The sequence below is a fragment of the Nocardia sp. CA-145437 genome, assembly GCF_050956485.1.
Taxonomy (GTDB): domain Bacteria; phylum Actinomycetota; class Actinomycetes; order Mycobacteriales; family Mycobacteriaceae; genus Nocardia.
The window spans coordinates 1554519-1566959 of sequence record NZ_CP191204.1 but is presented as its reverse complement, the minus strand read 5'-3'; the positions used below and the strand labels follow the sequence as shown (position 1 = coordinate 1566959).

The 12441-nt window shown below is 69.4% G+C and carries 10 protein-coding genes; 6 read left to right on the top strand and 4 right to left on the bottom strand.

Annotated elements, in window-relative coordinates; genetic code table 11:
- Window positions 1-68: 68 nt before the first annotated feature.
- From xdhC to ACQPYY_RS06875, 3 genes are read right to left on the bottom strand one after another with little or no spacing between them, the layout of a single operon-like run.
- Window positions 69-890, bottom strand: coding sequence for a xanthine dehydrogenase accessory protein XdhC (xdhC, locus tag ACQPYY_RS06885; protein WP_433593122.1), 822 nt, complete (start codon window positions 888-890; stop codon window positions 69-71).
- Window positions 883-3273: a xanthine dehydrogenase molybdopterin binding subunit gene (gene xdhB / locus ACQPYY_RS06880; protein ID WP_433593121.1), complete on the bottom strand. Its 2391-nt coding sequence runs from the start codon at window positions 3271-3273 to the stop codon at window positions 883-885. The genes xdhC and xdhB overlap by 8 nt, the downstream gene beginning before the upstream one ends.
- Complete coding sequence (locus ACQPYY_RS06875; protein ID WP_433593120.1) at window positions 3270-4694, bottom strand: xanthine dehydrogenase small subunit; 1425 nt, start codon at window positions 4692-4694, stop codon at window positions 3270-3272. Before ACQPYY_RS06875 ends, xdhB begins: the two co-directional genes overlap by 4 nt.
- A 408-nt stretch (window positions 4695-5102) precedes the next feature.
- Here ACQPYY_RS06875 and ACQPYY_RS06870 point away from each other — a divergent pair, with 408 nt between their 5' ends.
- The 3 genes from ACQPYY_RS06870 to ACQPYY_RS06860 all read left to right on the top strand — a co-directional run bounded on the left by ACQPYY_RS06870 (window position 5103) and on the right by ACQPYY_RS06860 (window position 8166).
- Entirely contained in the window at window positions 5103-6518 is a 1416-nt protein-coding gene (locus tag ACQPYY_RS06870) for a nucleobase:cation symporter-2 family protein (RefSeq protein ID WP_433593119.1), read from the top strand.
- A gap of 126 nt (window positions 6519-6644) precedes the next feature.
- The gene (locus tag ACQPYY_RS06865) at window positions 6645-7859 is read left to right on the top strand and encodes a glycosyltransferase 87 family protein (protein WP_433593118.1); all 1215 of its coding nucleotides are present in this window, start codon (window positions 6645-6647) and stop codon (window positions 7857-7859) included.
- 130 nt (window positions 7860-7989) lie between these two features.
- Window positions 7990-8166 (top strand): hypothetical protein, encoded by a 177-nt coding sequence (locus ACQPYY_RS06860; RefSeq protein ID WP_357287990.1) that lies wholly within the window; start codon window positions 7990-7992, stop codon window positions 8164-8166.
- 46 nt (window positions 8167-8212) lie between these two features.
- Here ACQPYY_RS06860 and ACQPYY_RS06855 read toward each other — a convergent pair whose 3' ends face one another.
- The gene (locus ACQPYY_RS06855; protein ID WP_379100673.1) at window positions 8213-9052 is read right to left on the bottom strand and encodes an SDR family NAD(P)-dependent oxidoreductase; all 840 of its coding nucleotides are present in this window, start codon (window positions 9050-9052) and stop codon (window positions 8213-8215) included.
- Between the two features lie 104 nt (window positions 9053-9156).
- On the opposite strand from ACQPYY_RS06855, the gene ACQPYY_RS06850 reads away from it, so the two are divergent.
- The 3 genes from ACQPYY_RS06850 (at window position 9157) to ACQPYY_RS06840 (ending at window position 12331) form a co-directional block, all read left to right on the top strand.
- Window positions 9157-9768 carry a CGNR zinc finger domain-containing protein gene (locus ACQPYY_RS06850; RefSeq protein ID WP_433593117.1) on the top strand — a complete coding sequence of 204 codons (612 nt, stop codon included), beginning with the start codon at window positions 9157-9159 and terminating at the stop codon, window positions 9766-9768.
- A gap of 205 nt (window positions 9769-9973) precedes the next feature.
- Window positions 9974-11467, top strand: coding sequence for an AIM24 family protein (locus ACQPYY_RS06845; protein ID WP_433594589.1), 1494 nt, complete (start codon window positions 9974-9976; stop codon window positions 11465-11467).
- Window positions 11468-11527: 60 nt separating this feature from the next.
- Window positions 11528-12331 carry a DUF1460 domain-containing protein gene (locus ACQPYY_RS06840; protein ID WP_433594588.1) on the top strand — a complete coding sequence of 268 codons (804 nt, stop codon included), beginning with the start codon at window positions 11528-11530 and terminating at the stop codon, window positions 12329-12331.
- The last annotated feature ends 110 nt before the right edge of the window (window positions 12332-12441 follow it).

The following is a 12441-nucleotide window of genomic DNA, read 5'->3' as shown; positions in this document are numbered from 1 at the left end:
GCACACGCTGCTGGTCGATGGACACCGGCCCGGGAGATCCGCGCGCCCGCCGGCGACCGCCTCCGGGGTCAGTTCATCGCGCCGGATTCGAAGGCGCGCAACAGATCCGCCGCCACACTGACGGCGATGACCGCGGGCTCCTTGCCGGTGATGGCGGCCAGCCCGATCGGAGTCTTGATGCGCGCCAACGCTTCCGGCGGGTGACCACCCTCGGCGGTGAGCCGCTTGGTGAAGCGCGCCCATTTGGCCGGGGATCCGATCAGCCCGATGGTGCCCAGCCCGTCGGTGCGCAGGGCGGCGTCACAGAGCGCGACGTCCTCCGCGTGGTCGTGGGTCATGATCAGGATGTGCGTACCGGGCGGCAGCTGGCCCAGCACCTCCTCGGGCAGCAATGCGACGTGGTGGGTGTGGATCACGGCGATGGCGTCGTCCAGGGCCGCGAGCCGCCCGGCGGCGAGCATGTCCGGCCGGGTATCGATCAGATGCAGATCCAGTTCGTGGCGGGCCAGGATGCGGGCCAGTTCCAGCCCCACGTGGCCGACCCCGAAGATCGCGACGGCCGGGGGTACCGGCAGCGGTTCGAGCAGGACGGTGACCGTGCCGCCGCAACACTGCACGCCGTGCTGGTTGACGACCTTGTCGTTGAGGGCGAAGTCCATCAGTTCGGGTTCCGTGGGCAGGTGGGCGATCAGCTCACGGGCGCGTTCGACGGCGACGGCCTCGACATTGCCGCCGCCGATCGAACCCCAGGTATCGCTCTGCCCCACCACCATTTTCGCGCCCGCGCGGCGGGGCGCGTGGCCGCGCACCGTCGCCACGGTGACCAGCACACCGGGTTCCCGGCGTTCGCGCAGACGCGCGACGGCCGTCACCCAGGTCAGGTCAGGCACCGGCGGGCACACTTTCCTCGGCGGCGAATTCGCCTGTCTCCACGCCGGATTCGCCGATGCTACGGGCGGCGTCGAGTGCCCAGTACACGGCCTCCGGGGTGGCGGGGGCCGCGAGTTCCACGCTCACGCCCTCCGGCCCGAAGGCGGCGGCCGCCTGCCGCAGCGCCTCGCGCACCGAGAACGCCAGCATGAGCGGCGGCTCCCCCACCGCCTTGGACCCGTACACCACGCCCTCCTCGTGCGCGTGGGCCAGCAGGCTGACATTGAACTCCTCGGGCATCTCCGAGAAGCTCGGCAGCTTGTAGGTGCTGGCGGCCTGGGTCAGCAGCCGGCCGCGGTCGGGTCCGTCGCCGGTGTCCCAGCGGATGTCCTCGAGGGTCAGCCAGCCCGCGCCCTGCACGAAACCGCCCTCGATCTGGCCGATGTCGACTAGCGGGGACAAGCTGTCGCCGACGTCGTGGACGATGTCGACCCGGCGGACCCGGTACGCGCCGGTGAACCCGTCCACCTCCACCTCGGTGGCCGCGGCCCCGTAGGCGAAGTACTTGAACGGCGACCCGTGCATGGTCTCGGCGTCCCAGTGCAGGCCCTCGGTGCGATAGAAACCGGCCGCCGACAACTGGACCCGCTGCAGGTAGGCGGTGCGCACCAGGTCGTCCCACGGGACCGCCTCGATACCGGCTCCGAGGGCGCGGGCGACGCCGTCGGCGATGCGGACATCGGAGGCGTTGACGCCCAGCCGCGTCGCCGCCACCCGGGTCAGCCGCTCCAGCAGCTGCTCGCAGGCGTTCTTCACCGCCGCGCCGTTGAGGTCGGCGCCGGAACTGGCGGCCGTCGCGGAGGTGTTGGGCACCTTGTCCGTTCGCGTCGGCGCCAGCCGCACCTTGTCCAGCGGGATGCCCAGCGTGGTGGCGGCCACCTGCAGCATCTTGGTGTGCAGGCCCTGCCCCATCTCGGTGCCGCCGTGGTTGATCAGCACCGACCCGTCCTTGTAGATCAGCACCAGCGCCCCGGCCTGGTTGAAGGCCGTCATGTTGAAGGAGATGCCGAACTTGACGCCGGTGACCGCCAGGCCGCGCTTCACGTGCCGATGCGACGCGTTGAAGGCCGCGATCTCCCGTGTGCGGGAGTCGACCTCACCGTTGGCCAGCACCTGATCCCAGGTCTCGGTGATGCGCTCGGCGTGCCGCACCTCCTGTCCGTAGGGCGTGGACTGCCCGGGACGATAGAAGTTGCGGCGGCGCAGTTCTCGTGGATCCAGGCCGAGCAACGGCGCGCACCGCCCGAGCAGGTCCTCCATGACCAGCATGCCCTGCGGGCCGCCGAACCCGCGGAAGGCGGTATTGGACGGCTTGTTGGTCTTGGCGATGCGACCGCGGAAGCGCGCGTTGGGAATCGAGTACAGATTGTCGACGTGGCACAGCGCGCGAGCCAGGACCGGCTGCGACAGGTCCAGGCTCCAGCCGCCGTCCGAGGTCAGCGTGGCGTCGAGGGCCAGCACGCGCCCGTCGGCGTCGAACCCGGCCCGCCAGCGCGCGTGGAAGCCGTGCCGCTTGCCGGACATGGTCAGATCCTGGGTCCGGTTGAGCCGCACCCGGACCGGGCGTCCGGTGAGGGTCGCGCCGAGCGCGGCGATGGCCGCGAAGCCGTGCGGCTGCATCTCCTTGCCGCCGAATCCGCCGCCCATGCGCAGGCATTGGACGGTCACCTCGTGATTGTGCAGCCCGAGCACGTGGGCCACGATCTCCTGGGTCTCGGAGGGATGCTGGGTGCTCGACTGCACGAACACCTGCCCGGCCTCGTCGACCTGCGCCAGGGCGGCATGGGTTTCGAGGTAGAAGTGTTCCTGGTCGGAGAACGTGAGCTCCCCGGAGAAGATGTGCGCCGAGGCGGCGAAACCGGATTCCAGGTCGCCACACCGGACTTCGGGCTGCACGCCCTGGAAGCTCCCGGCAGCCTCGGCCTCCGCGATGGTGATGATCGACGGCAGCGGTTCGACGTCGACCTCCACCGCGGCAGCCCCCAGCCGCGCGGCCTCCAAGGACTCCCCCAGCACCCAGCACACGGCGTGCCCGTGGAAGCAGACCTCGTCGGGGAACAGGGGCTCGTCGTGCTTGACGCCCGCGTCGTTGACGCCGGGCACGTCGGCGGCGGTGAGCACCCGCACCACACCGGGCACTCGCAGCGCGGGCTCGGTGCGCAGGGCGGTGATCCGCGCGTGCGCGTGCGGGACCTGCACCGGGTACGCGTGCAGCACGTCCTTGGTGCGGTACACCAGGTCGTCGGTGTAGAGCGCGGTCCCGGTGACGTGCAACGCGGCGCTCTCGTGCGGGAGCGCGATCCCCACCACCGGGTTGTCCGGTCGTTGCGACAGGTGACTCATGACAGCACCCCCTCGGTGGTGTCGGCGAACAGTTTTCGCAGGCTCTCGCCCAGCATGGCGCTGCGATATCGCGCGCTGGCGCGGTGATCGTCGAGCGGTGTGCCTTCGCCGCGCAGGATGTCCGCGGCCGCGGCGATGGCGGCCTCCGTCCAGGGCAGCCCTTCGAGGGCCGCCTCGGTCGCGTAGGCGCGCACGGGTGTCGCGGCCACGCCGCCCAGCCCGATGCGGGCCCGGCGCACCATACCGTCGTCGATATCGAGCGCGAAAGCCACTGCCACACTGGAGATATCGTCGAACCGGCGCTTGGCGATCTTGTGGAAGGCGGCCACCGGCGCGAGCGGCAGCGGGACACGCACGGAACGGATGAGCTCCCCGGGCCGCCGCACGGAACTCCGGTAGCCGGTGAAGTAGTCGGCCAGCGCGACCTCCCGCTCCCCCTCGGCATCCGCGAGCACCACCGAGGCTTCCAGGGCCAGCAGGACCGGCGGCGCGTCGCCGATCGGCGATCCGGTGCCGAGGTTGCCGCCCAGGGTGGCGGCGTTGCGGATGAGACGGGACGCGAACTGCGGGAACAACTCCGACAGCAGCGGCACCCGTCCGGCGAGCCCGCGTTCGAGCTCGGTGAGGGTCAGCGCCGCGCCGAGCTCGATCCGGTCCGCGCCGATCACCAGCTCCCGCAGTTCGGGGAGCCGGTCGACGGCCAGCGTGTAATCCGCCCGCCACCCACGGATATTCGCCTCCACCCCCAGGTCGGTATTGCCCGCGAGCACGGTGGCGGCCGGATGGTCGCGCAGCAGCCGCAGCGCTTGGGCCAGGGACGCGGGCCGCACGAATCGCCGCCCATCAGAACTGAAGTCGGTCGCCGCCGGTTCCGGCGCGCCGGCTTCCCGCCGCCGGGCCAGGGCGTCATCACCGGCCGGTGCGCCGACCGCGTAGGCGGCGTCGCGGATCGGCCGGTAGCCGGTGCAGCGGCACAGGTTCCCGCTCAGCGCGTGCAGATCGAAGCCATTGGGCCCGGACTCGCCGTGCGCGCACACCTCGTCGGTGGCCGTCCGATCCGGCCGGTAGTACTCGGCGGCCATGCTGCACACGAATCCCGGTGTGCAGTAACCGCATTGCGAGCCGCCGCGCACCGCCAGCTCCCGCTGCACCGGATGCGGCGCGGCCGCGGTGCCCAGCCCCTCCGCGGTGACGACCTCCTGCCCCTCCAGCGCGACGGCCGGGGTCAGGCAGGCGTTGACCGCCACCCATTCGGTCGGCTCGATCCGGCCCGGCCGGGCCACCAGGACCGAGCACGCGCCGCATTCACCCTCCGCACAGCCTTCCTTGCATCCGGTGAGTCCGTGCTCCCGGAGAAAGTCCAGCAGGGTGGTGTGCGTCGCCGCGGGAGAAATCGGTGTCGATTTTCCGTTCACCGTCATGAAAATTGCCATTGCCGGCCGCTTTCGTCGTGGAGTGCACTATCCAGTGTCGGCGGATCAATTCCGCTCGTCGAGAAAGACGGCTCAGCAGCCGTGGGCGACGCGCCCGGGCACCCACACCGTGCGATGAGCCAGGCGACGCAGATCGGAGTTGGTGGACATCCGCTCGCCTCCTGTCTGTGACCACGGGTTATGTGGCCTGAACCTACGTCCGGCGGGATATTCGGTCAACACGGGACGCCACTGATCGTGTGATTCTGTAGGAAAATACGAAGGCGGCCGGGAGCCACGCCGAACCGGCTGGACAATCGAACAATCCGCTGCGGACCCGGTATTTCCTGCGCCATCATTCGGTTCGTGGTCGCGGCCTCCCCCGGCCGGTGATCCACGTGTTCCAGGAGGCTTGTCATGCAAATGCGCTTTCTCGCAAAAGTGCGCCCCTCCCGTAAATCCGAAATCGATGCCGCCACCGGACTCGTCAAGGCCCGTCACCCGGTCGACGAGATACCACCGCCACCCAAGCTGTTCCTGCTGGGCCTGCAACATCTGGCGATCATGTACGCGGGCGCGGTCGCGGTGCCGCTGCTCGTCGGCGGGGCGCTGAAGCTGCCCGCCCACACCATCGCCCTGCTGGTCAACGCCGATCTGCTCGTCTCGGGCATCGTCACCATCATTCAGGCGGTCGGCATCGGCCGCATCCTGGGTGTGCGGCTGCCGGTGGTCGCGGGCGCGACCTTCACCGTGGTCTCGCCCATGATCCTGATCGCGCAGGAGTTCGGTGGCGGCGAGGCCGGGCTGCCGACCGTGTACGGCGCGATCCTGGTGTCGGGCGTGTTCGGTTTGATCATCGCCCGCTTCTTCGCCATGGTGGTGCGCTTCTTTCCGCCGCTGGTGTCGGGCTGTGTGATCTGCGTGATCGGGTTGTCGCTGATCGGCGCGGATGCCGGGCTGATCGCCGGGGACGACCCGAAAGCCGCCGACTACGGCCAGATCTCGCACATCGCGCTGGCCGGGCTGGTGATCGCGCTGATCGTGGTGATCCACCGGTTCGGCCGCGGTCTGATCAGTCAGCTGGCGGTGCTGCTCAGTGTCGCGATCGGCACGCTGGTCGCGGTGCCCATGCATCTGGTGGACATGTCCGGGGTGGGGTCGGCGGGCTGGTTCGCCGTGTCCCGGCCGTTCATCTTCGGCGCGCCCGAGTTCCATCTGGGCGCGATCATCTCCATGTGCGTGGTCATGCTGGTGACCTTCACCGAGTCCACCGCCGATATGGTCGCCGTCGCCGAGATGGTCGACAAGCAGCTCGAACCGCCCGATCTGGCGCGCGGCCTGGCCGCCGACGGCTTCTCCGCGGTGCTGGCCGGCTTCATGAACTCCTTTCCCGACACCGCCTTCGCCGAGAACGTCGGCCTGGTCGGCCTGACCGGGGTGCGCAGCCGCTGGGTGGTGGCGGCCTGCGGCGGCATGCTGGTCGCGCTGGGCCTGGTGCCGAAGGTGGGCAGCGTGGTCGCGGCCCTGCCGGGTCCGGTGGTCGGCGGGGCGGCCACCGTCATGTTCGCCATGGTCACCGCGGTCGGTCTGCGCATTCTGCACAAGGTCCAGTTCGAGGGGACCAGCAATATGCTCATCATCGCGGTCACCCTGTCGGTGGCGCTGCTGCCCGCGGTCGCCCCGAACATCTACAAGCAGTTCCCCACCGACTTCCAGATGATCGCGGGCAGCCCGATCACCTCGGCGGTGATCGTGGTCTTCGTGCTGAACCTGGTCTTCAACCACTGGGGCGCGGGGAAACGACAGCGTTCGCCGGGCGGGACCGTCGTGTGACGAAACCATCAAACCCTGCCGGTAGGGTTCAGGCCATCCGGGAGGGGGTATCGAACATCTGAGGTGGGTTGGGTGTTGATCGGTGCTGAAACAGAAGACGGTGCGGTCGAGTCGAAAGACCAAGCGGTGGCGAGTGATTCCGGTGCGCCACCGCGGCCGTGGAATCGGACGACGGCGTGGGTGCTGGCCTGTGGCGCGGCGCTGTCCCTGGCCCTGATCTTCACCACCGTCGACCCCTGGCTGGACCAGGTGGGCTTCCTGGCCGGCGGTTTCGATGTGCACGTCTATCGCGACGGCGCCTGGAAGATCTACAACGGGCATCCTCTCTACACCGAGACCACCCATCGCGGGCTGTCCTTCACCTACACCCCGTTCTCCACCCTGAGTTTCCTGCCGATGCTGGCCATCCCGTGGGCGTACGTCACGAATACCTGGCTGGCACTGAACATTGGCGTGCTCTACGCGTGCGTCCTGTTGTGCTGGCGGGTGCTCGGCTACCGCCTGACCTGGCAGCTGGCCGGGCTGAGCGCGCTGCTCACGGCCACCTGCATGTTCCTGGAGCCGGTGCGCACCACCCTCTACTACGGCCAGATCAACCTGGTGCTGATGGCCTTGATCCTGTGGGACTTCTCGCGCCCGCCGAACAGCCGGATACGCGGTGTCGGGGTCGGGCTGGCCGCCGGGATCAAGTTGGTGCCGCTGTATTTCGTGGCGCAGTTCGTGGTGCTGCGGCAGTGGGCGGCGGCGGTGATGGCCGCGGCGACCTTCGTCTTCACGATCGGGCTCGCCGAGGCGGTGCTGCCCTCGGATTCCCGGCAGTACTGGACCCGCACCTTCTTCCAGTCCGACCGGATCGCCCCGGATTCCCAGCCCGCCAACCAGTCCCTGCGCGGCACGATCGCGCACCTGACGGGTGGCCAAGTGCCGCAATGGCTGTGGCTGCTGCTGGCCGCGCCGGTGGCGGTCGGTGGGCTGCTGCTCGCGGCGGAACTCTATGGGCGCGGCGAGAAGCTGCTGACCGTCACGCTCGCGGGCCTGACCTCGTGCGTGGTGTCGCCGTTCTCCTGGAATCACCACTGGGTGTGGTTCCTGCCGCTGTTCGTCTACCTGGTGCATCGGGCCGTGTCGGACCCGCGCTGGTGGACGGCGGCCGGCGCCGTGTATGTGGCGACCGGCGCGTGGGCCTACCACTGGACCGACACCTGGGTGGTGGTCGGCTGGTTCCTGTTCCCGCCGTCGTGGCCGATCTCCCCGATCCTGTTGAACTGTTACGTCGTCGTGTACGCGGTGATCGCGGGATGCCTGATCGCGTCCGTGCGGCGCGCCCGTGACACCCATTAAGCAACCGACCGGTCGGCAAACCGGCCGCATCCGTTACGCAAGAGTGCCCGGACCTATATCCGAAACAGGCCGTGAGTGGGAATCCCTCTCCCGCATACCCTTCGCGGAAGCGATGACAGAGGAGGACGCCATGACCGAGCCGATGTGCATCGATTGCTGGCGGCGTGACAACCTCAGCTTCACCCAGCGGCTGGACCCCGCCTACATCAAGCCGGGCCCGAAATACCGCTGCGCGCTGCACCGCGCCCAGTACGAAGCCGACCTGCCGCACCCGGACCACACGGAGCGCACCGACCGCGCGGCCTGACGACGCACCTCGGGCATGCGCAGATCAGGCCGCCGGGGACCTGCGATTACCTGTCGACGGCGACGGTCACGCTCTGCCAGCCGTCCAGGTCCGTGATGCGGGCCTCCAACGCGGCGCGCATATCCGTGGCGCCGGAGGCGCCGAGGGCCAGGCGCAGCGGAGGATTCGGGCTGTCGACCGCGGTCCGGATGCCCGCGGCGATCCGCGCCGCGGAGGAGAACGCGGATTCCGGCAACTCTCCGATGCCTTTCCGAACCTCGCGGACGGTCTGGTCGTAGTCGGCCAGGCCGTCCGCGACATCGAGGTTGGCCAGGAAGGGTGTCGCGGTCAGCCCGGGCTGAACGATCGTGACCGTGATGCCGAGCGGTGCGACCTCGGCTACCAGCGCCTCCGACAATCCCTCGACCGCGTGCTTGGTCGCGGCCAGCAGCCCCACACCCGGATGGGCGGACTGCCCGTAGATGGACGAGCCCTGCAGGATGTGCCCCGATCGCTGTGCGCGCAGCACCGGCAGCGTCGCGCGAAGCACATTGAGCACCCCGAAGACGTTGGTGTCGAACACGGCTCGGATCTGCGCGTCGGAGGCCTCCTCGACAGCTCCGAACAGTCCGTAGCCGGCGTTGTTGGCCACCACGTCGATACGGCCGAACCGTGCGAGCGTGCGCTCCACCGCCGCCCGCACAGCCTGCTCATCACGCACGTCCGCCGCGATGAGAAGCAATCGCTCGCCGTGCGTTTCGGCCAATTCATCCAGGGCGGCGGTGTCACGGGCGAGCGCCGAGACGACGTCGCCGTTCTCGAGCGCCTGCAGCGTCAGTTCGCGGCCGATGCCGGATGTCGCGCCGGTGATGAGCCAAGTTCGGGGGTGGGTCTGCCTATTCGTCATGTTGCGACCGTAACGAGTTAGAGCACAACAAGTCAATCTGCTTTCCGCACCAGGTTGCCTGTTAGACGGGTTAGTGCCTCTTCCTCCTGAGGTAGGGTGAGAGCATGAGCAGTGCGGCAGCCGGATCTCCCAGACTCAGTCCGCGCACCGTCACACCGGCGGTGGAGACCGTGCTGACGTTCGTGAACACGCGCGCTGACGGGTCCGGCCGGCGGGAATTGTTCGGGGACGGAGACTCGTTCGCGGCGTGGCTGGCGGAGTACGAGGAGTTCGGCGGTGACACCGTGGCGACCGATGCCGATGCCGCGACCGCGCGCGAACTGCGCGATGCCCTGGTGACCGTCCTGCTCGCGCACTCGGGTGATGAGGAGAGCCTGGGTGAGCCGCTGCGACATGCCGAGCGGCACCTGCGGCGCGCGGGCTCGCTCTACCCGCTGGCGACGGTGGTGACGGCCGGCGGTGTCGAACTGGCATCGCCGCAGGCGGGGGTGGAGGGGGTGTTCGGAACCGTCCTGGCCGCGGTGACGACCTTCGCCCAGAGCAGCGACTGGGGGCGCATCAAGGCGTGCCGGAACCCCCCGTGCCACTTCGGTTTCTTCGACCGCACCCGCAATGGAGCAGGGCTGTACTGCAGTCCCGGCTGCGGCTCCCAGGTGTCCATGCGCAACTATCGCCGGCGGCAGCGGCACGAGAGTCAGGAACCGCCCCGGGCGTGAGGACTCGCCGCCGCCGCGGCGTCCCGTCGGCCACCACACCGTGCGACGCGCCAGCTCGGGGAAACCCCGGATAGCCCTGGCGGCCAAGTTTCGACACACTGGTAGCCGTGAATCGTCTATCGCCCGAACGGGTCTGCGCCCACCGCGGAGGCCACCGGTGACCGCCCTCGCGCGCGGCGAGAACCGGCCCGCGCCCGCCGACCGGATGACGGTCACCGTGACCTGTTCCGTCGCAGTGGATGTGTCCGCGCTGCTGCTGGGCGCGGACGGACGGGTCAGATCCGACGGTGACTTCATCTTCTTCAACCAGCCGGTGGGTCCGGGCGTGGTGTACCGGCACGGCCGCGGCGCGGGCGACATGGTCGACGTGATCACCGCCGCGCTGCCCGCCGACGTGGACAAGATCGCCATCACCGCCAGCCTCGACGGCAGCGGCCCCGCCACCTTCGCCGGGGCGGCGGGCTCGCTGACCGCCACCATCGGATCCGACGCGGGCACACTGACATTCCCCATGAACGGCCTGACCAGCGAGGCCGCCGTGGTGTGCGTCGAGATCTACCGGCGCGGGGACGGCTGGAAGGTGCGCGCCGTCGGCCAGGGGTACGACGACGGGCTCGCGGGTCTCGCCGCGGCCTTCGGCGTCAATATCGACGACGAACCGGAACCCGCACAGGCTCCCCCGCCGACCAGTTTCGCGGCGTCGCCCCAGGCCGCGGGCTACCTGCCGACGCAGCCCAACCCGGCGCCGCAGCAGATGCCGCCGCCCACCATGCCCGCGCAGCCCCACCAGCAGCCGGTGCCCGCCCCGTCCTATCAGCAGCCGGCGCCGCCGCAGCCCTACCAGCAGCCGGTGCCACCGCCTCCGCAGCCGATGCCCGCTGCCCCGCAGGCCTTCTCACCGCCCGCGTATCCGCCCGCGGCCCCTGTTCCGAATACACCCGCATCACAAGGAGTTCCGCCCGTGCAGAGCGAGCTGTTCAATCCGCAACACGCCGAGGTCAGCGGTTTCGGCATCCAGAAGCAGGGCGGCAAGATGATTCGCGTCGCGGTGGACGGGGAGACGCTGGCGCGGGCCGGGTCGATGGTGGCCTATCAGGGTGATCTGCGATTCAAGGCGCTCGGGTCCGGCGGGATCGGGCGGGCCATCCAGCAGCGGCTGACCGGTGAGGGCGTGCCGCTCATGCAGGTGCAGGGGCGCGGGGATCTGTTCCTGGCCAATGCCGCCGCCGATGTGCACGTCGTGGATCTGGACGGCACCGACGGGCTGACCATCAACGGCGCGAACGTGCTGGCCTTCGATTCCTCGCTGTCCTACAACATCCAGCGGGTGCAGGGCGCGGCCGGTTTCGCCAGCAATGCCGGGTTCTTCAACTGCGTGTTCTCCGGTCGCGGCCGGATCGCCATCACCACGCACGGTCAGCCGGTGGTGCTGAATGTCGATCAGCCGACCTATGCCGACCCGCAGGCGGCGGTGGCCTGGTCGTCGAGTCTGCAGACCGGGATCAAGCGCAACGACTCCATGGGTTTCGCCCGCTTGATCGGTCGCAGCACCGGTGAGGGCCTCACGCTCTCGTTCTCGGGTCGCGGTTTCGTGATCGTGCAGCCGTCGGAGCTGCCGCCGGGCGGATTCATCGGCGGGACCGGCGGCGGGCAGGAAGCCGGACAGCAGGGTGGCCTGCTGGGCGGTCTGCTGGGGTAGCGTCGGGGGCAGTCTCGTTCCGAGGGAGGGCTCGTGCGCACACTGACCCGGCTACTGCTGATGCTGGTCACGCTGGTTTCGGCGTTGGCGCTGCCGCCGTCGCAGGCCCTGGCCGCGCCGGCCGAACCGGCTCTGGCCGCGCCGGCCGAACCGGCTCTGGACGAGTCCACCTCCCGGCAGCTGGACGAGCTGCTCGCGCTGCGCAACTCGATCCCGGGCGCCCGGACCGACGCGATCGCGCAACTGTCCGGCCGCTTCCTCGGCACCCCTTACGGGGCGAACATGCTGATCGGCTCGGCCACCCGGGCCGAGCAGCTGGTGGTCGACTTCCGGCGGGTCGACTGCTTCACCTATCTCGACTACGTGGACGCGCTGAGCCGTTCGGCCGACCGCGCCCAGTTCGTGCAGAACCTGGTGGCCACCCGCTACGCGGATTCGCGGGTGGAATTCGCCGGCCGCAAGCATTTCTTCACCGATTGGGCGGCGGTGAACCGCATCGCCGCCACCGATATCACGCGCGGCCTCACACCCGCCGCGGTCACCGTGACCAAGCATCTGAACGCGAAAGCCGATGGCGGCAACTATCTTCCCGGCCTGCCGGTGGTGGACCGTGACATCACCTATGTTCCGGCCGCGGCGGTCGACAATACGGTGATCGGCAATCTGCGCACCGGCGATTTCCTGGGCGCGTACACCGATGCCGCGGGCCTGGACGTCACCCACGTGGGTATTTTCATCGACACCCCGAATGGGCCGATGTTCCGCAACGCGTCCTCGCTGGCCGCGAACGAGCAGGTCGTCGACACTCCGCTGACCCAGTATCTGACGACGGTCCCGGGCCTGGTGGTGCTGCGCCCCCGCTGAATCGGGTGGCGCCCGATTCAGTGGGTGCAGGGGCAGACGGCGCCCCTCAATTCGCCGTCTGCTGAATCGAAATTGGTGCTGAGAGAGCAATTTTCGGGACGAACTATTGG

What these genes read in the sequence shown, in the direction of transcription:
- xdhB (WP_433593121.1), bottom strand. Translation starts at nt 3,273, where the DNA reads ATGAGTCACCTGTCGCAACGACCGGACAACCCGGTGGTGGGGATCGCG.
- ACQPYY_RS06875 (WP_433593120.1), bottom strand. Translation starts at nt 4,694, where the DNA reads ATGACGGTGAACGGAAAATCGACACCGATTTCTCCCGCGGCGACGCAC.
- ACQPYY_RS06870 (WP_433593119.1), top strand. Translation starts at nt 5,103, where the DNA reads ATGCAAATGCGCTTTCTCGCAAAAGTGCGCCCCTCCCGTAAATCCGAA.
- ACQPYY_RS06860 (WP_357287990.1), top strand. Translation starts at nt 7,990, where the DNA reads ATGACCGAGCCGATGTGCATCGATTGCTGGCGGCGTGACAACCTCAGC.
- ACQPYY_RS06855 (WP_379100673.1), bottom strand. Translation starts at nt 9,052, where the DNA reads ATGACGAATAGGCAGACCCACCCCCGAACTTGGCTCATCACCGGCGCG.
- ACQPYY_RS06850 (WP_433593117.1), top strand. Translation starts at nt 9,157, where the DNA reads ATGAGCAGTGCGGCAGCCGGATCTCCCAGACTCAGTCCGCGCACCGTC.
- ACQPYY_RS06845 (WP_433594589.1), top strand. Translation starts at nt 9,974, where the DNA reads ATGACGGTCACCGTGACCTGTTCCGTCGCAGTGGATGTGTCCGCGCTG.
- ACQPYY_RS06840 (WP_433594588.1), top strand. Translation starts at nt 11,528, where the DNA reads ATGCTGGTCACGCTGGTTTCGGCGTTGGCGCTGCCGCCGTCGCAGGCC.